The sequence below is a fragment of the Nocardia goodfellowii genome, from assembly GCF_017875645.1.
GTDB lineage: Bacteria > Actinomycetota > Actinomycetes > Mycobacteriales > Mycobacteriaceae > Nocardia > Nocardia goodfellowii.
Genome location: NZ_JAGGMR010000001.1, coordinates 6360313 through 6386678 on the forward strand (window position 1 = coordinate 6360313; position 26366 = coordinate 6386678).

At 64.7% G+C, this 26366-nt stretch carries 22 protein-coding genes; 7 read left to right on the forward strand and 15 right to left on the reverse strand.

Features of this window, described 5'->3' with window-relative positions:
- Positions 1-161: 161 nt before the first annotated feature.
- From BJ987_RS29420 to BJ987_RS29435, 4 genes are all read right to left on the reverse strand, one after another.
- Positions 162-788: a hypothetical protein gene (locus BJ987_RS29420; RefSeq protein ID WP_209896273.1), complete on the reverse strand. Its 627-nt coding sequence runs from the start codon at positions 786-788 to the stop codon at positions 162-164.
- Positions 788-1396: a hypothetical protein gene (locus BJ987_RS29425; RefSeq protein ID WP_209896275.1), complete on the reverse strand. Its 609-nt coding sequence runs from the start codon at positions 1394-1396 to the stop codon at positions 788-790. Before BJ987_RS29425 ends, BJ987_RS29420 begins: the two co-directional genes overlap by 1 nt.
- A 283-nt stretch (positions 1397-1679) precedes the next feature.
- On the reverse strand, positions 1680-3080 hold the full coding sequence (locus tag BJ987_RS29430) for a hypothetical protein (protein ID WP_209896277.1): 1401 nt from the start codon (positions 3078-3080) through the stop codon (positions 1680-1682).
- Positions 3077-3394 carry a hypothetical protein gene (locus BJ987_RS29435; protein WP_245366182.1) on the reverse strand — a complete coding sequence of 106 codons (318 nt, stop codon included), beginning with the start codon at positions 3392-3394 and terminating at the stop codon, positions 3077-3079. The genes BJ987_RS29430 and BJ987_RS29435 overlap by 4 nt, the downstream gene beginning before the upstream one ends.
- Before the next feature lie 251 nt (positions 3395-3645).
- On the opposite strand from BJ987_RS29435, the gene BJ987_RS29440 reads away from it, so the two are divergent.
- A complete protein-coding gene (locus BJ987_RS29440; protein WP_209896279.1) occupies positions 3646-4572 on the forward strand; it encodes a DUF808 domain-containing protein in 927 nt (308 codons plus the stop codon).
- 73 nt (positions 4573-4645) lie between these two features.
- Here BJ987_RS29440 and BJ987_RS29445 read toward each other — a convergent pair whose 3' ends face one another.
- Positions 4646-5782, reverse strand: coding sequence for an MAB_1171c family putative transporter (locus BJ987_RS29445; protein WP_209896281.1), 1137 nt, complete (start codon positions 5780-5782; stop codon positions 4646-4648).
- A gap of 135 nt (positions 5783-5917) precedes the next feature.
- The gene (locus BJ987_RS29450) at positions 5918-6304 is read right to left on the reverse strand and encodes a RidA family protein (protein WP_209896283.1); all 387 of its coding nucleotides are present in this window, start codon (positions 6302-6304) and stop codon (positions 5918-5920) included.
- 466 nt (positions 6305-6770) lie between these two features.
- On the opposite strand from BJ987_RS29450, the gene BJ987_RS29455 reads away from it, so the two are divergent.
- Together BJ987_RS29455 and BJ987_RS29460 are read left to right on the forward strand one after the other, a co-directional pair.
- The gene (locus tag BJ987_RS29455; protein WP_209896285.1) at positions 6771-7496 is read left to right on the forward strand and encodes an aspartate/glutamate racemase family protein; all 726 of its coding nucleotides are present in this window, start codon (positions 6771-6773) and stop codon (positions 7494-7496) included.
- A 169-nt stretch (positions 7497-7665) separates the two neighbouring features.
- Positions 7666-8394, forward strand: coding sequence for an endonuclease/exonuclease/phosphatase family protein (locus tag BJ987_RS29460; RefSeq protein ID WP_209896287.1), 729 nt, complete (start codon positions 7666-7668; stop codon positions 8392-8394).
- Positions 8395-8397: 3 nt separating this feature from the next.
- Here BJ987_RS29460 and BJ987_RS29465 read toward each other — a convergent pair whose 3' ends face one another.
- The 4 genes from BJ987_RS29465 to hxlB all read right to left on the reverse strand — a co-directional run bounded on the left by BJ987_RS29465 (position 8398) and on the right by hxlB (position 11867).
- Positions 8398-9315 carry a hypothetical protein gene (locus BJ987_RS29465; protein ID WP_209896289.1) on the reverse strand — a complete coding sequence of 306 codons (918 nt, stop codon included), beginning with the start codon at positions 9313-9315 and terminating at the stop codon, positions 8398-8400.
- A 138-nt stretch (positions 9316-9453) separates the two neighbouring features.
- Positions 9454-10446 carry a zinc-dependent alcohol dehydrogenase family protein gene (locus BJ987_RS29470; protein WP_209896290.1) on the reverse strand — a complete coding sequence of 331 codons (993 nt, stop codon included), beginning with the start codon at positions 10444-10446 and terminating at the stop codon, positions 9454-9456.
- 47 nt (positions 10447-10493) lie between these two features.
- Positions 10494-11231, reverse strand: a complete 738-nt coding sequence (locus tag BJ987_RS29475; RefSeq protein WP_209896291.1) for a triose-phosphate isomerase — start codon at positions 11229-11231, stop codon at positions 10494-10496.
- A 12-nt stretch (positions 11232-11243) separates the two neighbouring features.
- On the reverse strand, positions 11244-11867 hold the full coding sequence (gene hxlB / locus BJ987_RS29480; protein WP_209896292.1) for a 6-phospho-3-hexuloisomerase: 624 nt from the start codon (positions 11865-11867) through the stop codon (positions 11244-11246).
- Between the two features lie 397 nt (positions 11868-12264).
- Between hxlB and BJ987_RS29485 the strand changes: the two genes are divergently transcribed.
- Entirely contained in the window at positions 12265-15420 is a 3156-nt protein-coding gene (locus BJ987_RS29485) for a beta-phosphoglucomutase family hydrolase (protein WP_209896293.1), read from the forward strand.
- Positions 15421-15518: 98 nt separating this feature from the next.
- Here the strand turns inward: BJ987_RS29485 and BJ987_RS29490 are convergent, their stop codons facing one another.
- The 3 genes from BJ987_RS29490 to BJ987_RS29500 are packed head-to-tail and all read right to left on the reverse strand — an operon-like array spanning position 15519 to position 18261.
- Positions 15519-16139, reverse strand: coding sequence for a hypothetical protein (locus tag BJ987_RS29490; protein ID WP_209896294.1), 621 nt, complete (start codon positions 16137-16139; stop codon positions 15519-15521).
- Positions 16140-16191: 52 nt separating this feature from the next.
- The gene (locus tag BJ987_RS29495) at positions 16192-16704 is read right to left on the reverse strand and encodes a hypothetical protein (protein ID WP_209896295.1); all 513 of its coding nucleotides are present in this window, start codon (positions 16702-16704) and stop codon (positions 16192-16194) included.
- Between the two features lie 30 nt (positions 16705-16734).
- Positions 16735-18261, reverse strand: coding sequence for a tetratricopeptide repeat protein (locus BJ987_RS29500; RefSeq protein ID WP_209896296.1), 1527 nt, complete (start codon positions 18259-18261; stop codon positions 16735-16737).
- Between the two features lie 524 nt (positions 18262-18785).
- Between BJ987_RS29500 and BJ987_RS29505 the strand changes: the two genes are divergently transcribed.
- Positions 18786-19196, forward strand: a complete 411-nt coding sequence (locus tag BJ987_RS29505) for a DUF7144 family membrane protein (protein ID WP_209896298.1) — start codon at positions 18786-18788, stop codon at positions 19194-19196.
- Between the two features lie 8 nt (positions 19197-19204).
- Here BJ987_RS29505 and BJ987_RS29510 read toward each other — a convergent pair whose 3' ends face one another.
- Together BJ987_RS29510 and BJ987_RS29515 are read right to left on the reverse strand one after the other, a co-directional pair.
- Positions 19205-21679, reverse strand: coding sequence for a winged helix-turn-helix domain-containing protein (locus BJ987_RS29510; protein WP_209896300.1), 2475 nt, complete (start codon positions 21677-21679; stop codon positions 19205-19207).
- 151 nt (positions 21680-21830) lie between these two features.
- Positions 21831-22190, reverse strand: a complete 360-nt coding sequence (locus BJ987_RS29515; protein WP_209896303.1) for a hypothetical protein — start codon at positions 22188-22190, stop codon at positions 21831-21833.
- Between the two features lie 249 nt (positions 22191-22439).
- Between BJ987_RS29515 and BJ987_RS29520 the strand changes: the two genes are divergently transcribed.
- Together BJ987_RS29520 and BJ987_RS29525 are read left to right on the forward strand one after the other, a co-directional pair.
- On the forward strand, positions 22440-22775 hold the full coding sequence (locus BJ987_RS29520; protein ID WP_209896305.1) for a WhiB family transcriptional regulator: 336 nt from the start codon (positions 22440-22442) through the stop codon (positions 22773-22775).
- 151 nt (positions 22776-22926) lie between these two features.
- Positions 22927-26289, forward strand: a complete 3363-nt coding sequence (locus tag BJ987_RS29525; protein WP_209896306.1) for an ATP-binding protein — start codon at positions 22927-22929, stop codon at positions 26287-26289.
- The last annotated feature ends 77 nt before the right edge of the window (positions 26290-26366 follow it).

Consider the following 26366-nt stretch of genomic DNA (forward strand, 5'->3'; position numbering starts at 1 on the left):
GTTGGCGATTTTCGCTGCCGTTGCCAAGGCGGTTCAGTCAGGCGTTCCGGCGACCCGTGCAGCCCGCAGAGCCTGGCCCCACACCGAACGCGCAGGGCAAGATTCGCCGGCCGAGCATGATCGGACGCGTCTGATCATGCTCCGAGCGTTGGTTGCACGAATCAGTAAGGCGGCGAGGGCAATCGGGTCGACGTGGAGATGCGGAGAACGTAGCGGCCGCTGCCGATGATGTCGTGGCGCTGGCGGTCGGCCGGGCATCTACCCGCGCCGCCGGCGTCGTCGCCGACGTTGAACAGGCCGGAGCATTTGCGGCACCACCGCCACTTGTCGTCGCCCCCCGGCCCGTCGCGGTGGGTCACGTCCTCCAACCTGTAGAAGCCTGATCCGAAGGGAACATGATCGGGCAGGCCGCTGAACTGTGGGGAGGGGCACACGCTCCGCACTCCAACCTGGTTGATTCCTTGGAACCACAGACCCTGGCATCGTTCACACCAGCGCCAACCGGACTGGCCCTGACCGCCATCGGGGTCTTCTTTGAGGATGTAGTCGTAGCCGCTGCCATCGTCGTGATGACCGCCGTCGAGGATGTCGCCGGCCGGGCAACCGCCACGAGTGTTGTTGCCCGAGAACCAAAGCCCCCGGCAACGCCCACACAATTTCCACAACCGCTGGGTAGCCGACGCGGGGGCGGCGTTCCCGATCAATATCGGCCCTGCGACAGCGGTCAAGGCGGCAACTGCCGCGCCGCGCAGCACTATGCGCCGGGAAACGTCCGGATTGCCGACCATCATCGCCGCCGGCGGGGTGTCGAGGTCCGGGCGCCGAGTTCGCCCGCGGCCATGATCAAACCGCCGATGGCGAAGATCGCGAATCCAGGACCGGGGACGCTTTGAGCACCCTGCTGGCTCAGCATGATCAGCATCATCGCCCAGCCGAAGGCGGCGATCGCGCCGCCGATCCACAGGCAGCCCTTCGTCCAGGTCGGGGCCCCCGAGATGTCGTCCGGTTGCGGGGCGTAGTAGTCATAGGCCCAGACGTTGCCTCCTGCGGTGTGACCATTGCCGTCGCCGCGCACCACGATTCGGCCGTCCCGACCGAATCGAGCGACGATCTTCTCACCCCCCGCCCGGTCGATTCGCGCTCGCAGATCGGCCAATTCACGTTCGAAATCGGGGTCGGTTGCCGCCGCTTCCTCTATCGCCGTCGCGACCCGTTCCCGTGTCCGGATGCTGTCCGGGTTCGCACCGAGGTCGTCCAACGGCCCCTGTCCGAGCCTGCGGGTCACCGACGCGGAGAGGGCGCTCAACCCCTGATCCAGCGATCGGTTCATCAACCTGTCACCGGCTCCCCCCAGCGCTGCGGTCAGATATTCGGCAATTGCCGTTCCGTCGATCATGCCCATCTCCTCGGTAGGCCGCCGCAAAGTGCAATTGTCTAATCGGCACCACGATCCGATGTGTTTCAACCGTTTTCAGCCGAAATCCTTTGTGAGGACAGGTAATTGAATGGTGCCCACACTCGGCGGACCGTCTGCGCCTCCACCCGGCGCGCCATCTTTCAGTGCGGCCTCCGGGGACTGATCCGCGTGGGTGTGAGGATACGGCCCGCCGTCAACTGGATTCTGCGAACCGTCCGGAGCCGTGCGGATCGAAGGACAGTCCGGTGGCGCTGTGCAAGATCTAGCGGTATCCGCCGTCGGATAGTCCCGCGTCTTCCTCGGTCTCGTTGCCGCCGGTAACCCGCTCCCACAGATAGGAGGCCAGGAAGGCGGTGCCGCCTTCGTGCGCCCATTGGCGGGAGTGACGCTCCTCGTGGTGCAGCAGTCGGTCCATGTCGAGTTCACCGCGGAACGGGCCGTCGGCACCCTCGCCCCACACCTGTCCCGACTTCGCCACCTCTCGAAGCTGCGGCGCCGGGTCTTTCGGGTTATCGATGTCCAGCATGAACATGTCGCCCCAGGTGGTTCCGCCGCCTTGGCTGAACTGATCCTGGACGACATTCCCACCCAAGCCCATCATTATGCCGTTCGGGGTGGTCACTATCCGCCCACCGTTGTCGTGCACAAATCCCACGTCTTTGTGGTAGCTCCAGGAGTTCTGGCGTTGCCGGTCGGCGATTCGCCACAGTGCGCCAGATCCGTACGGAACCGGCCCGAAGTCGGTCGTTTCGCCTTCTGTGCCGTAATCGGTGCCCGCGTTCAGGAGGTAGGTCATCCGCACCGCCTTTGTGGCGTCGTCCGCGCTGATGTCGGTCGGCAGCAGGAAATACGACTTGAAGATCCCGTCGCCGTCCTCGTCTTCGCGAATCTCTTTCATTCCGTCGAGGATTTCGAAGTCCTCGGGCGTGATGCGGTGTTCGGCGGCGATCTTGACGATGGTGTCGATCGACACGCGCCGGCGCACAGCGTTCTCGAGCCACTGCCGGTAGTAGCCGGACGCGGATGGCCCGGTCAGCAGCCCGGCGTCGCGCAAAGCCTGCTCCATCTCGACCATTCGAGCGTCGATCTTTCCGGCCTTGCTGGCATCTGCCAGGGTGGTCGCCCCGTGGTCTCTGATTTTACGGTCCAGCGCGAGTTGCATCACCCGGGCGAGAGCGGCATCGATACCGCGCGCCGTATCGAGTATCGCCTTGGTCTCCTGTTCCAGCTGCTTCCTGATCGATGCGCGGTGCCGGTCGGCCACGGCGCGCTGCTCGGACTCGAGCAGAGACATCGGTAGCGGATCGGCGGGCTTGTCGTCCACGATCGCGCCGTCGGCGGCGATTGTGAATTGGTAAGTGCCTGCGAGATAGTCGTTGTCGGCGACCCGGCGTTTCAGGGCGGACACGTCGTCCGACGCGCTTTGCAAGGCGTATTCGACGGCGGACAGCTCCGCGACCAGAATTTCGGCATTGTTGCGCGTATTTCCCAGCGAACTGCGAACGCGCTCGCTCGCAGTGCCGCGCCAGGCGGGTAATGTCTTGGCGTCGTCGAGTTCGTCCTGCAGCCTGATGAGTTTGTCTCGCCGCCCAGCCAGGTTGACGGCCACCGTATCGAGCTCCTCGGCGTCCCAGGCGCGGACGTCGTGGTAGCCGATAGTCATCCCCCGAAAGCCTTTACCGCGAGATCCTCGTTGTCGGAGTACAACTCCGCGGCCGAGGCGACCGCCGCACTCCAATAACCGACCTCGCCTGCCCACCCTTTCGCGCGCTCATTGAACGTCAACGCCAGGGTGCGGCCGCTCCTTGCCGCATCCCCACCGGGCAATGCCGCCGCGATCGCGTCCAAGCCGGTGCCCGGGTCCAACGCGCCGGCCTGACCTGCGGCAGATCCCGCCGCCTCGGCAGCTGACCGCAGCTGACCGATCTCGAGCTCGAACCCGCCCACATCCCGCGACCCGACGCCTGAATCCATCATCAGCCCGCAGCCTAATGGACTTCAGCGGCGCACGTTCGGCGTCCGCTGCCTGCGACCAGGGACATTCCGACCGGACGGGGTGATGACGACAGGCTTTCACCGCCTGGTCACTCCTTGTTCGCCTGGCATGGTCGTGTCGGCGTTGGCGAACTCCTACCGGGGACGACATCATGGCGATTCGAGTCGGGCTTGGCAGCCCAGAAGCCTGGACCACTTCGTGCTGACTGGTGACACGCCGTATCCTGCCAGGCATGAGCGCAGGACTGTTCGGACTCCTCGACGACGTGGCCGTACTGGCCCGCCTCGCGGCTGCCTCCATCGACGACATCGGAGCAGCCACTGGTCGGGCAGCCGCCAAGGCCGCCGGTGTGGTGATCGATGACACCGCCGTGACACCGCAGTACGTGCACGGCATCACCGCCGACCGTGAGCTTCCGATGATCAAGCGGATCGCCATCGGATCGCTGCGCAACAAGCTGCTCTTCATCCTTCCGGCGGCTCTGGTTCTCAGCCAGTTCGCGCCGTGGCTGCTGACCCCGATTTTGATGATCGGCGCCGCCTACCTGTGTTTCGAAGGCGCCGAAAAGGTGCTGAGCCGGTTCCTGCATCATGAGAGCCACGGTCCCGAGTCCGGCGTGGCCGTCGATGAGAAGGCGATGACCGCGGGCGCGATCCGCACCGATTTCATCTTGTCCGCCGAGATCATGGTGATCGCCCTCAACGAGGTCGCCGACCAGTCGTTCTTCCCGCGCCTGATCATCCTCGTCGTCGTCGCCCTGGTCATCACCGCCGCGGTGTATGGCGTCGTCGGCGTCATCGTGAAGATGGACGATGTCGGGCTGGCGATGGCCCAGCGCTCCTCGAGGGCAGCGCAGGCTATCGGCCGGGGACTGGTGACGGGAATGCCCAAACTGTTGACTGCGCTGTCGATCATCGGCACGGTCGCAATGCTCTGGGTCGGCGGGCACATCCTGCTCACGGGCACCGACACTCTCGGCTGGCACGCACCCTACGAACTGGTGCACCACGCCGAGGAGGCTGTCCGCGATGCCGTTCAAGGTGTCGGCGGACTGCTGGCATGGCTGACGAACACAGCCGCTTCGGCGGTCATCGGCTTTGTTGTCGGCACCATTGTGGTACTGATCGTGCAGGCGCTGCCCTTCAAGAAGAGCCACTGACCCGAGCGCGGTAGCACCCGCTGACCGGTCACGCTGGTGACACCACGCGGCCTCGAATCACCCACCGCAACCATCAACCGGTCCTAGCGCGTGAACGCCGCCTTCCTGACCGGTGGCCGCGCACAGTGGCCCCTGCGGGCCACACCCTGGCCAGATCGAGCAACCTGCTGAGGTCGGACTCGAAATCGCCCGCACCCCGGGGCAATTGAGCCGCGGAGAAGGCATAGATCGGAGCAGCACCCGCTCGGCGTGTGGCTGCCGCGGCGGCGACCCGTCGCGCGAACTCCTCGCTCCTCTCGGTCAGCGGTGCGGGCCCGGCAGGCAGATACGGTGCGAGATGTATGAGGGCGTCCCGGATTTCGACGGTCATCCGCAATAGCCGGATGACGGGATCGGGCGGCCGCGTGGGGCGGCCGGCCGGTTTCACGATCTCTGGAACGGCGGCGGTGAGATCTCGCCAGAGCGGTTCGAGGCGACGGCAGGCCCGTCCCTCGCGATCCAGGCGCGCCGCGCGCAGCACGGCCATCGCCAGCGGCAGCGTGGGCGCGATGCTGTTGACGACGACGGCGACCGTGAAAGCCAGCTCGGCACGCGGCAGGTGCGGGCCCAGTTGAGGTCGGCCGGTAAGCAATTGGAGGATGGACAGCAACTGGGTAACCCAGACGAACGCCATGCTCGCCACCATGCTCGAGCCGATGACCCGTTCCCCTGCGGTGAGGTCGCCGAGGCTGGACTCGCGCAACACCATACGGGCGAAGACCACCGTGTTGACGGTGATCGGCACGCCGATCGCGGCCGTGATCACCAGCCCGTCCCAGGTGCGGCCCAGGTCCACCGGTCGTCCCGCGCTGCGCGCCGCCGTGCCAGCGATCACGATCGCGGCGGTCGAAAGCAGACCGATACAGACGGATCGGCGCTGCCGCCGGCGCAGAGTCGCGGAGTCGATATCGCCGCGGCGCAGGCAGCCGATGGCGTAGAGGCAACTCGTCGACATCACCGCGCCACCCGCTGCCAATTCGTAGAGCGGAGCGGAGAAGTCGGACGCGGCCGCAAGCCGGTACAGCAACAGAGCCGCCGCACACCAGGCGAACAGCTGATTGAGCATCTGGTCGATGGCGGTATCCCGGAAGAGCCAGAAGCGGCCGAGCACCGACAGCATCGTCCAGACGGTCAAGGGCCACCCGAGATAGCCGGGAATCAACGACGACAAGCGACCTGCACCTCACAGCCGAGCGAAATACCTTCGCGCACAGTATCGGCGGGCCCCAGCGCCGCCACTGTCAGCGCACCGGTTGCGTGGCGCGGCCTCCCCAGCTCCGAGCAGCGCGGCTGCACGAGGCTCGGCCTAAGCAGCAGCAATCACCTCGATCTCTACCAACCAATCGGTCTCCAGCAGTTGCACCACGATGGCCGTCGTCGGCACCGCGCGGCCCCCGAGCGCCGCCACCCTGGCCGCGGCGTTGGCCTCCGCATACGCTGGATCTCGCAGGTAGCTGGTCAACCGCACGATGTTGTCGACGGTCATGTCCGCCGAGGCGAGAATGACCCTGACATTGCGCCAGATCCGCTCGAGTTGCTCCGCCACAGTCGTCCCGGCCACCCCCGCCGGATCCAAACCCATTGTGCCCGCCACGAATACCAGCCGCTCGGGGCGGCGTACCTCTAGTGCATGCACATAATCGGAGGTCGCCGGATAGATACCTTCGTTCGGACTGTGCGCTACCGTCTCCATCAGCCGATCATGCTGCGAATCCTGTTAGCCGTCAACGCAACTCGTTGCAGCGCACCTACGCCGCGTGCGACGGGAGCCGACAGAACACGGAATGGAGTTCTCGGGCACGCCCGGGTGACAACCGCTACACCGGAGTTCGTCCCGGCGGACACGCCGGACGGTGGACTTTCGGACGGAGCGCAGCTGGCCGACGTGCGCTTTGCGGTGCGGCTCTTCGAACCGATCCCATGGCGTCCAGGATTGACACTGAAATCGACTCGGGTTCAGAGGGGTAACGGCATCACCACTTGGATGATCATGTCGGCGTGCAGGTTTGGGTGCGGACCGTGGCGCTGGCCGTACCCTCTATCGCCGATGCCGGTCATGCCGTATCCTAAACTGCGTTCACCGATCACAGTGCGGGAGATCGGCCACGTCACCCGACGCGATATGGGACCGGCACGTTCGGTGCTGACAGGAGGAATACATGAGGCATGTCGGGATCTTGGCGCACAGTATCGAAGGGGCGTCGCTGTGCTTGCGGACCCTCTCCCAGGAGGGCGCCCGCGAACTCGGACCGCACCAGCACGCAGACGTGACCCTGGACTGCATCGCGATGGGCCGCAGCATGCCCGCCTGGGAAGCCGGCGACTACAGTGCGATTCGAAAGACGTTGGCTTCCAGCGTTGACCGCCTCGCCAGGGCTGGGGCCGAGTTCTTCGTCTGCCCCGACAATACCGCGCATATGGCATTGGAGTCCGACGGCGAAGACCTGGCCCTGCCGGGTCTGCACATCGCCGAAATCGTCGCGGAAAAAGCGGCTGCGGACGGCTACCAGCGAGTTGGAGTGCTCGGTACCAAGTACACGATGACCGGCCCGATCTACCCGCGCGTCCTAGCAGCCAACGGAATCGCCGCCGAGATACCGGACTCCGACGAACGCCACTTGATCGACGAAATCATCTTCACCGAACTGTGCGAAGGAGTCTTCACCACCGCATCACGACAGTATTATCTCGACGTCATCAACCGGCTGTCCGATCTGGGCTGCGACGCCGTCGCTCTGGTCTGCACCGAGATCCCCCTGTTGATAACCCCGGACGTATCCCCTTTGCCCACACTGGATTCCACCCGCCTGCTGGCCGCGGCCGCCCATCAGGTCGCCACCGGGGCACGCCCACTTCCGACCTGGCACGGCGGCGCCCTCGGCTGAGAGTCGCATGGCCATCCGCCATACGCACCGGCGTCATCACCGACGTCCTCGTCGCCCACGCCGGACTCGTCCGAGCACTACTGGTGACACTTGGCGGAACCAGTTGCGAAGGGCTGCCCCAGATCTCGGGGGCTTGCCGCCAATTTTGCTGTAGCACAGAGTCCTTAGGATGACGGTTAAAGTTGATGAGGCACAGTTGCAGAAGCTTCAGACCGAAATTGAGCGCGCGCAGGGCGCACTCGTGCACGGACTGAGCCTGATGAACGGCGCGTCCGTGCAGGCCAGCGGGATCGAGCAGCTATTGCTCGGATCCACTGTCACCCCGTTCGGTAACACCGCCGGTGGCCAGGCCTGCCATTCAGCGCATTCGGAGATCTACACCGGCGGATCGAACACTGTGAAGGCTTTCGCGGGCACAGTCGACTCGGACGCCGAGCGAATGCGGATGGCGCTGGGGTTGTATCGGATCATGGACGACGAGAACGCCGAGAATCTGATGAAGCTCAATGGTCATGTGCTCGACTTCCTCAGTACCCACTTGAGCAAGTCCGACGATGGATTCGGCGACGAGCAGGCCGCGCAGATCAACAAGCTGCGGGGCCTGGTCGCCGATCTGAACGCCGGCAATGTCGTGGTCGGCGGCGACTTCAACGCGGTGACCAACGACGGCAGCCCGTCCGCACAGGCGATCCGCAATTTCGCCGGCAACGGCTTCGATACCGACGCGGGCACTATCCACGACGGCCCGGGCGGTGCACCGTTCGGCACCTCGGCGAGCAATCGGCCCATCGATCACTACCTGCCGCGCGGCCTGGGCACGGCCCCGGCCGAACGCTGGTATCGGGAGCAGTCCGACCACGACGGGCAACGCGTGGACCTGACGCTGCCCGCCTGGTAGACCTCAGCGATCGACAATCACACGGACCCGAGTGGCGGAGCGCTTTTCGTCGCCGGGTCCGAGGTCGGTCACCGTCGGGTCCCCGGTGGCGATCAAGCCGCTACCGGTCCGGACAGCGACGGCGTTGCCGAAATCGGCAGGGATTCCCAGGTATCGAGCCTGGCCCTTCCATGAGGCCGGACCGAAGTGGACCTCCCAGTTACCGTTCGGGTCGCGCTCGTTCAACTCCTCCTGCAACTTTTTCGCCCCGCTACCGAAGAGTTCCTGCAAGGTCGCCACGTCCACTTTGCCGTCGATGACTCGCTGCGCCAGTTCACCCATGTCGCCGTTTTGGTAGCCCTGTTTCGCGCGGAACTTGTTGCCGTTGCCGCCCTGCTGAACATTCCAATTCAGTGTGCGTAGCGTGCGCCGGGTCCAGGTGCTCTCGAGCGTCTTGAATTCGGTCACCGCCGCACGGAAGGCCGCGGTCTGCGGCGCGAGTTGCGCGTCCACGCGGGCCCGAATGTCGTTGTAGGCCTTGACCAATTTCTCGACCAGCTCGTCCTCGTCTTCGTCCTGTGGGTCGAGGGTGACGACACCGTCGGAATCCACGCTCATCCGCACTTTTCCCTGGAGCTTGGATTTCTCGTTGTCCAACTGCGCCTGGTTGAAGCGCAGGGTATGGATGCACGCGTTCACCGCGGTGGCGGCCCGGCCTGCCAGGTCCGCGCATTTGTCGACGTCGGCGACGAGTTTTCGGCGGTGACCGTCGTAGCGTTCGGACGCGGGCCCGGCCCAGCCGCGCCCGACCACGCTGTTCGCCGCGCCGTTGATGGTGTCGGCCGCCCAGGACGATTTCTCTTTCAGCGATTTCCACGCGGACTCGTATGAGCCGAGCTTTGCCAGATCAGCTTCGAGGTCTTTGACATAGGTGACTGCCATGAAAAAATCCTGGGTCGCGGTGTGATCGGCCTCAAGACCCAAAATGCTGCGGCATAGCAGAGGGATTGCGGAGCAAGCCCAGCCCCGGCCGCGAAGGTCGCGTGACCAGTGCAGGCCATCGGCATGCTCACGGACGCGCTAATGACGCACCGTGACAACAATCTTGCCGACCTGGCCGTTGGCCTCCAGGTAGCGGTGCGCGTCGGCGATGTCTGCCAGGTCGAAGGTCTTGTCGATGATCGGATCGAAGGAGCCGGAGGTCAGCCCGGCGTTGACGAAGGCGACACCGCGGCTCAGGCGTTCGGCCGCCGCGGTGACTTCGAAGACGGTGTAGGTGCGGGTGCGCAGCGGAGGAAAGCTTTGGGCGTTGGGCAGCGGCGTGGTGCGCGGATCGAGTGCGCCGTAGACGACGAGTTGGCCGCCCGGGGCGATGCCGCGTGCGATCTGCTCCACACCGGGTCCGGCGATCGGGTCGAAGGCAGAGCGCACACCGGCGCCGCCGGTGATCCGGTCGATCCGGGTGTGCAGGTCTTCCTCGTCGGTGACGATGACCTCGGCGGCACCGTGGTCCAGCAAGCGCTTCTTCTTCTCGGCGGTGCGCGTGGTGACGATGGGGATCGCACCGATGTGGTTGGCGGTCTGGATGAATGCGTGGCCTACGCTGCCGGAGGCGGCGGTGATCAAGACGTGGTCCCCGGACCTGGTGTGGCCGTCCTCGACTATGGCGCCGTAGGCGGTGAGGTAGGCCATCCAGACCGCGGCCGCCTTCTCGGCGGAGATACCCGCGGGGCGTGCGACGGTGGCGGAAGCGGGCACCAGCACGTGATCGCCATAGGTGCCGTACTCGGTCAGCAGGAAGGCCGGCACCACGCCGACCACGTCGCCGGGGGAAACATTCGAAACATCAGGACCCACGGCTTCTACGACCCCGGCGGCCTCATAGCCCAAGCCGGAGGGGAATTTCGGTTGGTAGAGATAGACCCCTTCCCGAAACTGCACCTCCGACCGGTTCAACCCGATCGCATCGACCCGGATGCGGACCTCGCCGGGCCCGGGATCACCGACCTCGACCTCGCGTACCTGGAGAACCTCGGGTCCGCCGACCTTGTCGAATTGCACTGCTGTAGCCATGCCATTTCCTTACGTCCCGACTGTGTATTCCGATAGGGCTCAGCGGCTCACGGAGCGGTCTCCTGGATCTCGCAGAGCACATCGGCGAGTAGTTCACGATCTTTGGTAACCCGCCCGAGGCCCATGCCCCCGATGTCAGCGCCTGCGGCGATCAGGTCGGTATAGGTGCCGCTGACCACGCCACCGCCATAGAGGATGGTCAACGTCGCGCCGCGATCGGCGAACCGCTGACGAAGTTCCGCGCATACGGCCGCTACGTGGTCGGGCGCGGCCGCGGCGGCACCGACGGTCCAAGCGGGTTCGTACATCACCCGCAATGCGACGGTGTCGGCCAATTCCCGGGTAGCGGAATCGAGCTGACGCACAGCGTGTTCCGCGGCTTCGCGGGTGGACAGGTGTTCGGCCTCGCCGATGCAGATCAACGGCTTCATTCCCGAACGATGCACCCCGGCAACTTTTTTCGCGATCAGCTCGTCCGTTTCGCCGCGAGCTCGACGGTCGGCGTGCCCGACCATCACGTCTGTGCAGCCGATCTCGGCGAGTAACGACGGTGCGTCCTCGCCGGTGTACTCGCCGTCCTCGTACCACGCGTCTTGTGCGCCCACCGCGACCGAGGTGCCACGCAGTGTCGCAACCGATTCGCGAATCAAAGGGCCTGGCAAGCAGGCGAAGAACCCTGCACGGGACAATTCTCCGGCCAAGGGCATAACGATACTTTCCAGCCACTGTCGTGTGTCCGCAGCGCTCATGGTCGCCTTGGTGTTGGTACAGGTGACAACACTCACTCCGGCCTCCGCTTATTCGAAATTGGTGTGGCGCTCCAACATTTCGTGCCGGTCGGACTTCTTCGAGCGCTCGATAAGCAACACAACGGCATCCAGATAGACAAGAGCGCATTGCTCGAACAAAGTCCCCACGAATTGCACCGATTCGCCTTCGTCGCCAGCCGGGGATCGTTCCGGTATATCTAGCAAAGTGTCGGCGAGCTTCGCCAGACTCGACTTTCGCGTCGCGGTGAGGACAACCAGCCGCGCACCCGTCTGCCGGGCGGTTTCCGCATGCTGCACAATGGTCGGAGTTTCTCCGGAGCCACTACAGGCCAGGAGGAGATCACCGTCACCGGCGATTGCCGGTGTAGTGACATCGGAGACAACATAGGCACTGTAACCGAGGTGGACCAGCCGCATCGCGAAGGCATCGACCATCAGCTTGGAACGACCGGCTCCAGCGACGAAGATCCGTCGGGCGGCGTCCATCTCACCGATCAGGTCGAGCACAGCGGCCGGCTCGATCCTGCTCAGGGCTGCCAGTATCTCCGCCGGCACTTCGTGCATCGCACGCTTCACCTCTTCTATCAGTGACTCCTCGGTCCGCCGCGGTTGCCCCAAAGTTTCGCTTTCGGAATCGCCCTGTCGGACCATGACTTCCCCTTCCCTCCACAGAAGAATCTGGCATCGGCACACGACGAGTTTCCGAATGCCACCGCTTGTCCCGAGCCGAGCGGAATATGTCACATCAGAATGCCAGCGCGGGCGCGGGAACAGGAATGCAGTTCACCTAGATATCGCCTCATCGTTACAAGGTACCGGTCAGTTTTCGTCCTATGTAGCCAACCGGATGTACCGATCCGATGCCCCGGCAATTCAAAAAACCATACTTCCGTGGAATTCGAGGCAACTTCGCGGTAGCCTGGTCATACCTCCCGAGTCGATACGCAGATAGATCGTAATCGGTACTGCCCGGCCGATATCCGGCCCATACTCCCTGATATTCAAGCCAGCACGCTTCACTTTGCGTTGCCAGAATGGACCGGTTGGAATGTCTGACCCAGAGATGCGGATTCCGTACAGCGCCGTGTTGTTCGACATGGACGGAGTCGTCACCGACACGGCGGCCATCCACCAGCAGGCATGGAAAGCGTTGTTCGACAGCGTATTACAGGATCAACGGGTCGACGACGGTGCCGATACCCGGCCCTTCGATTCCGATGACTACTTCCGCCTGGTCGACGGCCGCGGCCGGTTGGACGCTATCGCGGCCTTCCTGGAAAGCCGTCAGGTAAGCGTCCCGGACGGCCACGAGGACGACACCGACGATGTCTGGTCCGCACACGGTTTCGCCGCGCGCAAGAACACACTGTTCCGAAAGATACTCGAGGAACAAGGAGTTCACGCCTTTCCCGGCACCGTCGAACTGCTCCGGCGACTTCGCGGCGGCAGGGTGCCTGTCGCCCTGGTCAGCGCCAGCCGCAATGTGAGCGCGGTTTTGGACGCCACCGACATCCGCGGGCTGTTCGACGTCATCGTCGACGGCAACGTCGTAGCGGAGCTGGACCTACCGGGGAAGCCTGATCCGGCGATGTTTGTGGAGGCCGCGCGCCGGCTCGGAGTGGAGCCCGCGCACGCTGTCGTGGTCGAGGACGCCGCCGCCGGCGTACGCGCCGCCGCCGCCGGTGGCTTCGGACTGGTCGTCGGCATCGACCGTGCCACACCCGCGGACAGTCTCGCCCGCGCGGGGGCAGACATCGTCACCGGTGACACCGCCCGGCTGGACCTCGGTTTCGAGCCCGCCGATCAATGGACGCTCCGTTACGGCGGTTTCGATCCCGCGCACGAAGGTCACCGCGAAGCGTTGACCGCGTTGTCGAACGGGTACCTCGGCGTCCGGGGCGCAGCCCCGGAGCACAGGGCCGATCGAACCCACTACCCCGGAACGTATCTCGCGGGTGTGTACAACCGGCTCACCAGCGCAGTCGACGGCATTCGGGTGGAAGACGAGCATTTGGTCAACATTCCCAACTGGTTGTCGATGGATATCCGCATCGCCGACGAACCCTGGTTGTCCGAGGGCGGATTGAACATCCGCGAGGAGCGCCGCGATCTCGATCTGCGCCAGGCGGTGCTGGTGCGAACCGCGGTGTTGAGTGACAGCCGCGGGCGGAGGCTCCGAATGACCCAACGCCGCATCGTCTCGATGGACGACCCGCATCGTGCCGCGATGGAGACCACACTGATCGCGTGGGGGTGGAGCGGTCGAGTTCAGGTGCGGTCGGGCGTCGATACCCGAGTGACCAATGCCGGTGTGCCTGAGTACCGCCTGCTCGCGCACCGTCACTTGGCGGACGCGCACTGGGAGCAAGCGGACCGGGAAACGCTCCTCGTCCGAACTCGCACGCGCACCAGCGACATTCAGATCGCGCTGGCCCATCGCATGTGGACGACGGGTGCACGGATGGTCGCCGCTATCCGCAGCGCGGAGCGTCGAGCGGAGCCACAGACACACCTCGATCTCGAAGTCGAAGACAGCCGACCGGTCGTAGTAGACAAATCGATAGCCATCGTTACTTCCCGTGATGCGGCTATCGACTCTCCCGCGTCTGCCGTCCTGGCCGCGTTGTGCCGCAATCCCGGCGGAGTCGCCGAACTACTGCCGGCACACCGCAGGGCCTGGGCGGTTCTGTGGGATCGACTGAGGATAGAGCTGGACGGTTGTGACAGTTGGACGGCACTCGCGATCAATTTGCATATTTTCCATGTCGCGCAAACGATTACGCGGCACTCGGCGGATCTCGATGCCGGTATACCCCCACGCGGACTGCATGGCGAGGGCTATCGCGGCCACGTGTTCTGGGACGAGATGTTCATACTGCCGCTACTAATTCTCAACTTGTCCGATGTGGCCGAAGCGATGCTGCACTACCGCTCCCGACGCTTATCCGCAGCGCGAGCCGCCGCAACGCGAGCCGGATGGGCGGGTGCGATGTTTCCCTGGCAGAGCGGCAGCGACGGGCGGGAGGAAACCCCGGCTCAGCTTTTCAATCCGTACTCCGGCAGCTGGATGCCGGACCATTCTTGGCGGCAACGTCACGTCGGGCTGGCTGTCGCCTACAACGCTTGGCATTTCTACGAATACACCGGTGATCGCGAATGGTTGGCCGAGAACGGTGCGCCGCTCATCATCGAAGTGGCCACATTGTTCGCGGCCATGGCCGACCATGACCGAGAGCACGACAGATATCACATCGAGGGCGTGATGGGGCCGGACGAATACCATGACGGGTATCCCGAGACGCCAGGAGCCGGGATCTGCGACAACGCCTACACCAATGTCCTCGCCGCCTGGCTCTGCGGCAAAGCGGTCGAGACGCTCGACATCCTCGCCGGCCACGCGGCCGCCGAACTCGCCGAGCGGCTCGACATCGATCTCGAGCGCGACCCCACCCGCTGGGAGCGGATGAGCCGCCGCATGGCGGTCTGCTTCCATGCCGGGGTGATAAGCCAATTCCGCGAGTACGACGACCTTCTCGAATTGGACTGGGACCGCTACCGCGAGCGATACGGAGACATCGGCCGCCTCGACCTGATCCTGGAATCCGAGGGCGACAGCACGAATCGATACAAGCTGTCCAAGCAGCCCGACGTCTTGATGCTGCTGCACCTGTTCGGCCCCGATCAACTGTGCGAACTACTGGACCGACTCGGATACCCGGCTACCACGTCCATGCTCGAACGGACGATGGACTATTACGTGCAGCGCACCAGTGACGGATCGACCCTGAGTCCCGTTGTGCACGCCTCGATTCTGGCGCGACTGCGGCCGGACGACGCGTGGGCCGCCTTTCATCAGGCGTTGCGCGCTGACCTGACCAACCAAACCGGCAGTTCGACCCGGCACGGAATCCACCTGGGAGCCATGGCAGGGACACTCGATATCGTGCTGCGCTCCTTCGCCGGGATGCATTACCGCCACGACCGCCTCACCTTCGCCCCGCGCCTGCCGGAACAGATCGAGCGGGTGCGATTCGGGCTGCATTACCACGGCCACCGCATCGATGTCACCGTCGACCACAATCTCGTGCATTTGGCCGTTCGCGACTGTTCCGCGCCACCGATAGTCGTGGAGGTCGGCGGTGTCCGGGAGAGCCTGTGCGGTGGGCAAGTCCGGGAGTTCGAGTTGGGGCGTACCCAGTCCTGATACCTCCGATTAACTTGGCCCAGAACACATCTCAGCTGATGCGCGGCAAAGCTGGGTTTCGGCCTGCTGCGCTGGATCCGGGCTGAGAGCAACAGCTGTCATCGCCGGAGCGGAATCGGGGTGTCGACCTTCCAGGTGGGGCCGCCCTCACCATTGCTGTCGTCACAGTTGGCCTTGAATCGATGGAGCCAGGGCTCGCCCGAGCCCGAGAACAGGTGGGTGAAGACGCCGCTTCGGTCCGGATACTGCACGGACATCGAATCCATGTTCCAGTTGTCGGGAGTGCTGAAGATATCGGGTTGTCCCGAAGAATAAAATATTTCCACCGCTTCGATGCTCCTCGGCCGGACCGAGTCGCCGCCATTCGAGGCCAGGGGAATTCGGCTGGAAAAATTTGTGTCATTGGGATGGGGGGAAGTGGTGAGCGTGTCCGTCGCTGTTTGCGGTGCGATGGAGAAGTCGCTGGTGAACGTAACAGTCGCCGACACAGTGGTGTTCGATCGAATGTCGTCGCCACCGACATTTATGGTGATCAAGAGTTCGTCTATGGCGGGGTTCTCGTCTGGATTGGATGCTGGAGGCGTCCAATCCACATTGCCGTTGTTCTTCCCGCAGTGTGCTGGTTCTCGTATGACGGCGTCAGCGGGCCCCGCCATAGCGGTAGAAGTCGCAACGATTGCCGACAGGACGAGAATCTTCTTGGAATATTTTTTATACACGGATCAAACCCCCAGATCAGGATCTATATCTATTGTGATGGACACAAGTTGCTCATTTTCCGGCTGTTTCGTCACCAGCCTCCTCACCCGCGTTGGGTTCGCTCACCGGCATCGCCGTGGTGGTGGTCGGCGTCCGTGTGCCTGCGACCCCTCCGAATACGGTCTCCCAGAAGAAGCCGTTCTGGAATGCGAGCAGGTATTGCGTGATGGTCAGCTCGCTGTCACCCACGCCAACCAATACGAAACCGAAAACCATTGGGCTTACCGCGAAAGCTCGCCAGAATGGGGCGGTCCGAGGTATGTCCTCAAGGGTTTGCCCGATGTTGAACGCCCCATCCCCGGCCGCTGCGGCGCGGCGATGAATGAAACTGAAGAGGAGGCCGAGTGCCATCGCGGCTCCGGCGTAGCAGAGTTGTGCCCAATTCACCTTTGCCGCTGCGGTGTTGAACCCGAGACCGCGTTCGTGGCTGTCGAGGTAGACGAGGACGAGATAGGTCGTACCGAGCAGCCATACCGGTCCCGCGATGGCGAGGATGACCCAGGAGGCTCGTGCCGAGATGTTCATATATGCCTCTGCTACGTGCTGGTGGACAGATCAGGACCCGGATGCCCGGCGTACTTTTTCGAGCTGCTGGATCGCCTCGTCAGGCAGGAAGCGGGAAAACTTCAGCCAGGAGTTGGATCCATAACCGGGATCCCGTGCGACCACAGCTCGGTAGTAGGCCACACCTTGATCTGGGGATCCTTGTTCGGTTTCGGTAATGGCCAACCCGGCGAGCGCGTCGGCGTGGTCGGGGGCCAGGTTGAGCGCCGTGCGCCAGCTGGTCGCGGCACCGGCCAGATCGCCTGTGGCCAGCCGGTTCCAGCCCAGCATCGAATGTACGTCGACCTGGCCTTCATCCGATGTTGCGGCTTGCTCGAGATCGGCGCGGGCACCAGTGTGGTTGCGCTGGATGTAGCGAATCGTGCCGCGCCATCGGTACGCATCGGTCAGCCACTGCGTGCGTTCGGTGCCGGTCAGTTCCTCAGCTGCGGTCACTGCCTGATCGAGTTCGCGCTCGGCGATGTCGTAGCGGGTCATGTCCGCCCATAGCAAACCCGTGTCGATATGCGTATTCACCATTTCGGAAAGTGATGCCGGTTCGCGAAGAATGACGAGCTGGTGGGCGAGGTAGACCGTAGGCGCTGAACTGCACAAGCTCAATTTTGCGCCCGACGGTTCAACTTTTATCTTGCTCTCGATACCGGGTGCAACGCCGGAGATATAACTGAATTCGGGCTCCTCCCCCATCCGCTTCCACATCGACAGAGTCCGTGACAGCAAGGGCGGGTGATCACCGGTATCGGCAAGAGTGATCTCAGGTTGCAGCATCGCCTGGAAAGGGAAGCCGACAATGGGTTTCTCGGCGGGGTGCAGCTGATTGTACGAATCGGCGTACAGGGTGTTGAGCATGCTCTCCAACATCAAGGACATGAACAGCAAATCGCGGCTATCCCCATTGCGTACCAACGTATCCACGACGAAGTCGTCGGCACTGACCTCACGCTGTTTGACCGGGATATCGTCCTGATCGAGGTGGTCGAGCCGGACGTGTCCGATCTCGTGGCCGATGACCCAGCGCAGTAGCGCTCGAGCGTAGGCGACGGCGACGGCGTCGTACGCCTCCAACCCTCTGCGCTGATCTTCTGGACCGACCGGTTCACCCAGCTTGCGCCGCGCCTCAGTCCAGATCTCGAGGAATTCGCGATGGAAGGGCCCCGATAGCGGCTCGGTGAGGAAATCGCGCAGATAGTCGAGAAGTTCAGCGTCACACACGATCGTGTCACCTGGCTCGACGACTCCACACTGGCAGTCGAACCTATCGAAGTAGCGTTCGGGATCCTCGCGGAACACATACAGGTTGACACCGCCGGGCACGCGGGAGGAGTTCACCGTCATCGTTCGTTCCAGCGGGGTGTGCCAGACATAAGGCTGGGCTATGTGCCAGACCAGCGCGTCGTACTGGTGATCCAGCAAGCCTCGATCGCGGTACTCGGCTAGTCGCCGTTCCAGGCTGCCGGCGCCGAACCCGCCCGGCATCAGATGAAGCCCCCCGGCCAAGACCACAAACGGCAACACCACTGCGGCCCACACGAGCCATCGGGCCCATCCGGGCCGGGACTTTCCAGCGCCGGCCGACACCACCCTACAATTTCACCGCAGCAAAGCCGCTGCGGCATGACAATCCGGAAAATTCTGGTGCGCAGCGTCTTTCAGAGATGAGACTGGTCAGGTGGCCAACACGTTTCGCTCGGCCGATCGACGTGCAATCGGCCGAGCGAACCTTGTGTGCCGGACAGCGGCGCGTCACCGCCACCGCAGTATGCGGTGATCAGACCGACCGGGTTGAATGGTCCGGCGCGAGTTTGTAGGCCGGCCAATCGGTGAGGTCATAGATCGCGTGCACGATGCGGTATTCGACCGGTTCGGATCATCATGTTCCCGTACTCGGGGAATTAGTTGTTCGTGGTGGTGCCGAATGGTTTGAACTGGTCGCAGCTCAGTTCCGCGCGGGCCGGAAAAGTCACCCGGCATGGGCGAAGCGCGGCCGACGCGGGTGAAGCAGATTCGGAGATGTCCAGCAACCCGTTGAGGAAGGGCGATCCATGACACACGAGTCCGATATCGAACACCCGCGGCGGCACTCCGTTGCGGCAGGCACATCGATCGGGGCTGCGATATTGCTGCTGACCGTCGGCGTGATCTCCATCCTGCAAGGAATTTCGGCGATCGCCGCCGACCAGCTCTACGTCGCCGGTTTCGAGTACATCTACCGATTCGACACGACGTCGTGGGGTTGGACGCATGCCGTTCTGGGCGTCCTGCTCTCGGCCTGCGCGATCGGATTGATGTACGGGGCGACCTGGGCCCGCGCGGCCACCGTCTTTCTCGCCGCGCTGTCGATCATCGGCAACTTCCTGTCCCTCCCCTACTATCCGGCGTGGTCGATTCTGATCATCGTGCTCGATGTGGTGGTCATCTGGGCCGTCACCACCTGGCGGCCGGACCGGGTATGACCCGCCGTTCAGAGCAGGCCGGTGCGCCGGGCCGAAACCAGGGTTTCGGCCCGGGAAGTGGTACCGAGTTTCGCGTAGATGCCGCGCAGGTGGGTCTTGATGGTATTGATCGACACACCGAGGCTTTCCGCGATCTGCTGGGTAGTCTGCCCGGACGGCAGTTGATGGAGCACGGTGCGCTCGGTGACGGTGAGACGCGGCGGCGCGGCGCCGCGCCGCACGGCGGGGTGATGCCGGATCTGTTCGACATATCCGTTGTGCCGACCGAAGGTTCCGGTGTGGGCGTCGAGCAATTCCACGACACCGGTGATCTCGACGAACGGCCGCACGATGTGATCCGGCTCGGCGACGCGCAAGGCCGCCTCGACGGCGGCTTTCGCGGGCACCGGATTCCTCAGCGCCGCATGCGCCGCGGCGACGAGCAGCAGGGCGGTGACCATGTGTACGGGATGCACGGGATCGGGCGCACCGAGGATCGGTTCCACCAGTCCCAGAACGGTTTTCGGGTGTTCGGTCACCGCGGCGACGATGGCACGGGCGAGCGTGCTGCCGGTTTCCACGCCGGGTATCCCTTCGGCCTGATCGATCAGCGGCCGCACAGTGTGCGCGTCGTTGACCTCGAGCAGGGCACGGATCACGTGCGGCAACAGCAGCCCTGCCACGGCGGGCAGGGCGCGAGCATGCCGGAGCAGCGCCGCGGAGCTCGCGCGCAACGACACCGCGGCGGCGTACTTGTCCGCACCGGACCAGACAGCGCGCAACTGGGTCACGACGCCGCCGCACTCCGGCTGCCGACTCGACGCCTCGCCACCGGTTTCGCCGCGGAGGAAGCCGATGTAAGATGAAACACTCTGTGCCGCACGCGCATCGGCGGAATCGCCGAGGTGCCGGGCGCTCGCGATCCGGACCGCCCGGGCCGCCATGTCGCGCGCCACCGAGACTCCCCCCAGCACACCGATGCTGATCGCGAGGCGGGCGGTGGACCGCAGGACGAGACGGTGATTACCGACACACTTCGCCAGCGCCAAGCCGCGCCGGAGCTGTCGCCGGCCGCCGTGGAAATCTCCACGCGCCAGCAGTACCGCGGCCACCTCGAGGGCCACATAGGAGTCGATATCGGCTTGCCCGGTGACCGGAAGATGTTCCGGCACATTGATTTCCGCGAGACCCACGCCGGTCGCGACGGCGGTGGCCGCGGTCGCTGCCAGCGTCAACGGCACGATCCAACCATGTGGCGCCAGGGTCTCGGTGTTCGATGCGCGTTCGCACACCAACTCCAGGTGCGTAACCGCGGTGCCGACATCGCGCCGTTCGAGTGCATCGATCGACCGCAGCACCCACAGATACGGGTCGTCGACCGGGAGCGTTCCGGCCTGCTCGAGTTGCCGGAACAACCGCGGACCATCGCCGTCGAGCACGACGCGTAACCCCAGCTCGCGCAGGAAGCACACCAGCTCGGTGGCCGTGCCCGCCAGCACATGCGGCAGTGCCGCCATCGGCATGTTCATCGCCGAATACCAATCGGCTGTGCGCCTGTTCACCTCGGGATGCCTGGCGCCGTAACGGGACTCGGCGAGCAGCTGGGTGCGCAACATCGGGTGGTAGCTGAACCAGAGCTCGCCACCGCGGGCGGCATGCCGCAGCGGGAAGTTGATCCGGAGCAACCCGTCCAGAATCTGATGGGCGTCGAGGTCGGTGAGCTGTTCGGCGAGGGCCGCGCTGAAGGTGGCCGGCACGCTGGTGTCGACGACGAATCGGCGCACCTGCTCCGGCAGTTCGTCCACACATTCACCGAACAGGAAGTCCGCCACCGCGCGTGGTGTGTCCGCTAGTTCGGCCAGCGCGGTCTGCCGATCGCCGCCGGCGGCGAGGTGTCCCACCGCGATCCGCACCAGGGCCGGCCACCCGTGCGTCAGTTGCATGACGGCACCGAGTTCGGCGTCGGTGAGAACGCACTCGCGCTCCGCGCACAACTGCCGAACGCGGGTCGGCGTGAACGCCAGATCCGCTGTGCGCAAATAGGTTACGAGTTGCGACTGCTCCACCGCGTGCCACCGCAACGGCGGCGCGAAACGAGCCGAGATCACCGCGGTGGTGGAGGCCGGCAGGTGCGTGAGCACGTGTTCCAAATAGGCGAGGGCGGGCGGATCGGTAATCAGATGCGCGTTATCGATGATGAGCAGCGCCGGCGGCCCGGCCGCCGAGGGGCCCAGCGCGGCACGCAGTGTCGCCGCACCCGAGTTCTCCCTGGTCATCGTGAGCCATCGAACGTCGCTTCGAACTCGCGACGGGTGCAGGCGGCTGCCGATCCAATCGGCGATCAGCACGGTTTTCCCACTGCCCGCCGGCGCCGAGATCAACACCGCGTGGCCTTGGGCCGTAGCGACGGCGGCATCCAACCGCTCGTACAGCTCGGGTCGGGCGAGCGTGGTGCAGGCGAAAGTCGGGATATCGGTCTCGGCTGATTTCGATTCTTCGGACATCGGTTTCCTTGGACTCGTTCGATCGGCACGCCCGATCGGGCCGTACCGTTTCCGGCTCGACACTTCCGAAACACTTTCGAATGGAATATCTACTGATCGGCTCGAGCGCTCCGGCCATGTGCTGAAATCACATGGCCGGAGCCTCGGCCGATCACTCCATTGTGATCAGAACAAAGGGCGCGTAGTCGCGCACATGGCCATCCATCCATTCCCAGAGCGACGGGTCCTCGACAGCCGCGCCACGCTGCCTGCGCAGCCGCCAGCCCGCCTCGGATCGCTGCCAGACATCGCCGTCACGATCCAGGTACAGCCCGGCCAGGCGCGGCTCGCACAAGTCCGCGGAGCCAGCCGAATTCAGTTGTGTAGCAGCGTCGATACGGTGACCGGCGAAGAACTCCGCCAGCGGCCCCGGACCGAACAGCGCGATCAGGACGGATGTGCCGCAACCAGTCGGCGTCGGGCGGGTCTCCGGGGTCGACGGTCCGGATTCGATGGTCGGCGATATGGGCATCGGATGCGCTCCTGCGGATCGAGAAAATGTTGTCACAACGATTGTCCGCCACCGGTCTTCCGTATCTCTTCCAATTATCTTTCGCTCGACTTACCGTGCAATTCGATATCTTTTCGTAATTCTCGAGGGTTGCGGAACATCCAGATCTCACGGCTACATTAGCGACATTCCCGGCGTTTGAATCCGGAATTCACTTGCAGCAGCAGGGCAGTCGCGGAAGCACCGGGAATCCGACTAGGAGGTAGTTGCGTGAACTGGCGACAACGGGCCGCGTGCTATGGGGCGGCACCGGGCATCTTTCATCCCGCCCTGCCACCGAAAGGCGACCCGAGACAGGCGCTGGCCTACTGCCGCCGCTGCCCGGTGGTCGCCGCCTGCGCCGCACACGCGCTCCAGATAACCCAGCGGCGCGGGATCGTCGCCGGCGTGTGGCTCGGCGGAGACCCGGAAGGCCCCGCGCTATTGCGGGACATCGCGATGAAACAAGGCTGTCCGCGACGCTGCGTCAAGTGCTGGCGCGTCATCCAATCGGCGCGGCCGGACCGCACCTGCGGGCTTTGCGGATTCGCCGAGATCCCGGCGTGATAATGCGGATGACGTTGTCCGACAACGGGTTTGCTGGCCCCGCCGAGATCGCTCCAGTTTGTCGTACCGGTATGTTGAAGGTAATTTACCGGGCGTTCTTCAGTTCAATTTTATGGTGCTGAATTCCCGACAGTTGGAGGGACGCCGTGTCATGACGGAGCCACAGGTTCAAGTGTTCGGCCCGCTACAGGTTTCACTCGGCGGCCGGACCGCTCACATCGGTGCCGGCCGGCAGCGAGCGGTGCTCGGGCGATTGGTGCTGGCCGGTGGCCAGGCGATCGGGACCGATCGCCTGGTCGAAGATATCTGGGAGGGCGATCCGCCATCGCAGGCACCGGGCGTGCTGCAGGTGCAGATCCACAATTTACGGCGCGTCCTCGAGCCTTCTCGAAGACCTCGGACCGCGGCGCGAATTCTGGTGTCGGAAGGTGGTGGCTATGCCCTGCGTTTGGCGGCAACGAATGTGGACGCGTGGCGGTTCGAGGCACAGATGCGCCAGTACGAACAGCGGATGCATGATCCGGCCGACCGGCCCGGGCCACTGGAACGCTATCGGCTGCTCGATGAAGCACTGAATTGCTGGCACGGCGCCGCATTCGAATCCTTTTCCAGTGCTTCGTGGGCCACCGCTGAGGTTTCCCGGCTGACCGATTTACGCGTCAGCGCAACCGAGATGCGCGCCGAAGCCGCACTGGAACTGGGACGGCTCGGTGAGGTTGTCACCGTGCTCCGGCAGCAAGTGGAAGAGCATCCCGGGCGGGAAGAAAGCGTGCGTTTGCTGGCCGCGGCGCAGTATCGGCTCGGACAACAGGTCGAGGCACTGGCCACCGTGCGCCGAGCCCGGGAATTCTTACGCTCGGAATTCGGCATCGATCCGGGACCGCGGTTGGCCGACCTCGAATCCGCGATCCTGAAACAGAATGTCGAACCCGATCATGTGGGTGACTACACCACCATGCCGCTGGTGGTATCCGCACACCGCGACCGGCCGCGACCGCGCGCGCTGGCGGGGAGTTCGTCGGAACCGGGCGCCGAGCCGACGTTCTATCCCCGGCAGCGATCGGCCCTGTACGCCACCGCTGCCGAAGCCAAACGCTCCGGGCTGCGGCTGACCTGGCTGGCCGGAGCCGCCGGTATGGGCAAGACCACGCTCACGACGTTTGTCGCCGCGAATTTGCGAGCCGATGGCTGGAGCACCGCCATCGGCCGGTGCCCCGAAGTCGACGGTGCGCCGCCGGCGTGGGGGTGGTCCGAAATCCTCGCCGCACTCGGCGGTGCGCCGCCGCACCCGGAACCGGGCACCGGCCACGTGGACCCGTTCACGATCGTTCGCGCGGTGACCGAGCGCTGCCGGGAACTTGTCGGGAACGGCCCGGTCGCGATCATTCTCGAGGACGCGCATCGCGCCGACGACGCGACGCTGCAAGTGCTGCGCCAGTTGGCGAACTGGCTGCAGCACGAGCCGATACTCATCATCGTGACGGTCCGCGACCACGAACTGTCACCGGCCTTACGCGCCGCGGAAGCAGCGCTGGCCGATCGGATGACCGAGCGGCTCGAACTGGCGGGGCTCGATCTGGCCGGTACCCGCAAAGTCGCCGAGGACGCCGGGCTCACGACGATCGATTTGGCGGCGCTGCAGACGTTGCACGAACGCACCGGAGGCAACCCGTTCTTCATTCGAGAGTTGTCGAAACGGATTGCCGCGCGCGGGGATTCGCACGGATTGCCGGAGAATATCCGCGCGGTACTGATCGACCGAATCGGGCAGACGCCCGAGGGCATGCTGACCGTGCTGCAGTACATCGCGGTATGGGGCCGGGAGATCGAGTTCGATACCCTGCTCGGGTTTTCCGGCGTCGCCGAGGAGACGCTGGTCGACCTCATCGATTCCGCCGTGGCGGCCAGGCTGGCCGGTTTCGATCACCGAGAACGGATCGTGCTGGACCAGGCGATGGTTCAGGACACGGTGTACAACAGCATCTCGCCGCTGCGCCGCACGCGCATGCACTGGAGTGCGATGGAATTCCTGGAGAATCGCGGGGAGCACCATTCCGCCGACCTCGAGTACGCCGAGTTGTTGGCACATCACGCTGCCCGTGGCGCGACCAGAACCACCGCCGCACAAGCCCTGCGTCACGTGATCACGGTGGCCCGCAGATACGAGCAGCTGGGCGTCCACCAGGGCGCGGTCGATCTGTGGCGCGGTGCGGTCGAATTGCATGAATTGGCAGGGCATTCGGCACAGGCGGCCGATCCCGGCGATCGGCTGGCATTGTTCGAGACCCTGCGCGGTCTCGCGGACGCCCTGACCCAGGACGGCCGGGCGCTGCATGCCCGGGTCGTTCGCAAGCGGGCGCTCGGCCTGGCCGAAGAGCTGGATGACAAATTGCTGATGGTACGAGCACTCACCTGCCGGATCACCCCGACCATCTGGGTCGCACAAGACTGGGGGACGACCGATGCGCATCTGCTCGAGGCGCTGGAAGCCGCACTGGCCCGGACGGATTCGGTCATGGAGCGGACCTCGTTGCTCGTCACGCTGGCAATCGAGACGGCGGAGGCGATCCCGCCGATGCGCGAGCACGCGCAGGAGGCCCTGCGGCTGGCACGCCAAACCGGAGACGCCGAATTGATCTGCGCCGCTTTGAACGCCGTCGCCAATACGATCGACGAACCCGCCGCCGCGTCGAATCTGCGGACAATCGCCGAAGAACTGGTCGACGTCGCCCGCGGGGCGGGGCTGCGCGACTACCAGGCGCTGGCGCACTATCTACAATTCCTGGCGGCCTGCCGGGACACCGATCTGCTTGCGGCCAAAAGACATTCGGCCGACGTGCAGGGCTGGGCCCGCTACGGCCACCCGAGTCCCTTGCCGGACGTCCTGCTGGCCTTCGACGCGGTGATCGAGGTGCTGCGCGGCGACCTGGCCGCGGCCGAGCGCGAGTACCAGCGGTTCGTCGCCCGGATGGCCGAGGCCGGAGTCGCGGACGTCGAGCTGATCCGGCTCGTCGGCGCGCTCACCGTGAGCTGGGCGCGCGGTGACATCTCCGGCCTGCTGGACCGGGTGCAGCCGCTGTACGCCGCCGAGCCCGATCGAGTGGCGCAGCTGTACATCGTGACCCTGCTGCACGGCGGCGATGAAGCCCAGGCCCGCAAGCTGTTTCACGCGCACTCCGTGGTGCGGCGCGACGTGCACCGGCCACTGATGTGCGCGTTCCGGGCCACCGCCGCCGTCGCCCTCGGCGAAGTCGAGGCGGCCCGTGACATGTTCGAGGCGCTGCTCCCCTACTCCGGCACACTGATCGGATTCGACACCGGCGCCGCCTATTTCGGTCCTGTCGACGCCGTGCTCGCCGACCTGGCCGAACTCACCGGAAAAGCCGACGCCGCGACAGCCTTCCGAGCTCGGTCAGCGGCCGTGTTGCGCCGGGTCCACGCCGCACTCGACGCCCTCGCCCCGCGTGCGCTGCCCAGCCGAGCACACGACGAACCGCAACTCGCCACTCGCTGACACCGGACGTACATCCGCGATCTCGCCGCCGTTGTTCACCCGCGATAGGTGAAGAACCGGGGCCGCTGCCGTTCATA

Bases quoted from the DNA above. Each gene is read 5' to 3' on its own strand.
- BJ987_RS29485 (WP_209896293.1), top strand. From the start codon at position 12,265: ATGTCTGACCCAGAGATGCGGATTCCGTACAGCGCCGTGTTGTTCGAC.
- BJ987_RS29455 (WP_209896285.1), top strand. From the start codon at position 6,771: ATGAGGCATGTCGGGATCTTGGCGCACAGTATCGAAGGGGCGTCGCTG.
- BJ987_RS29510 (WP_209896300.1), bottom strand. From the start codon at position 21,679: ATGTCCGAAGAATCGAAATCAGCCGAGACCGATATCCCGACTTTCGCC.
- BJ987_RS29430 (WP_209896277.1), bottom strand. From the start codon at position 3,080: ATGACTATCGGCTACCACGACGTCCGCGCCTGGGACGCCGAGGAGCTC.
- BJ987_RS29440 (WP_209896279.1), top strand. From the start codon at position 3,646: ATGAGCGCAGGACTGTTCGGACTCCTCGACGACGTGGCCGTACTGGCC.
- BJ987_RS29465 (WP_209896289.1), bottom strand. From the start codon at position 9,315: ATGGCAGTCACCTATGTCAAAGACCTCGAAGCTGATCTGGCAAAGCTC.
- BJ987_RS29515 (WP_209896303.1), bottom strand. From the start codon at position 22,190: ATGCCCATATCGCCGACCATCGAATCCGGACCGTCGACCCCGGAGACC.
- BJ987_RS29435 (WP_245366182.1), bottom strand. From the start codon at position 3,394: ATGATGGATTCAGGCGTCGGGTCGCGGGATGTGGGCGGGTTCGAGCTC.
- BJ987_RS29495 (WP_209896295.1), bottom strand. From the start codon at position 16,704: ATGAACATCTCGGCACGAGCCTCCTGGGTCATCCTCGCCATCGCGGGA.
- BJ987_RS29525 (WP_209896306.1), top strand. From the start codon at position 22,927: ATGACGGAGCCACAGGTTCAAGTGTTCGGCCCGCTACAGGTTTCACTC.
- BJ987_RS29505 (WP_209896298.1), top strand. From the start codon at position 18,786: ATGACACACGAGTCCGATATCGAACACCCGCGGCGGCACTCCGTTGCG.
- BJ987_RS29420 (WP_209896273.1), bottom strand. From the start codon at position 788: ATGGTCGGCAATCCGGACGTTTCCCGGCGCATAGTGCTGCGCGGCGCG.
- hxlB (WP_209896292.1), bottom strand. From the start codon at position 11,867: ATGGTCCGACAGGGCGATTCCGAAAGCGAAACTTTGGGGCAACCGCGG.
- BJ987_RS29425 (WP_209896275.1), bottom strand. From the start codon at position 1,396: ATGATCGACGGAACGGCAATTGCCGAATATCTGACCGCAGCGCTGGGG.
- BJ987_RS29460 (WP_209896287.1), top strand. From the start codon at position 7,666: ATGACGGTTAAAGTTGATGAGGCACAGTTGCAGAAGCTTCAGACCGAA.
- BJ987_RS29450 (WP_209896283.1), bottom strand. From the start codon at position 6,304: ATGGAGACGGTAGCGCACAGTCCGAACGAAGGTATCTATCCGGCGACC.
- BJ987_RS29470 (WP_209896290.1), bottom strand. From the start codon at position 10,446: ATGGCTACAGCAGTGCAATTCGACAAGGTCGGCGGACCCGAGGTTCTC.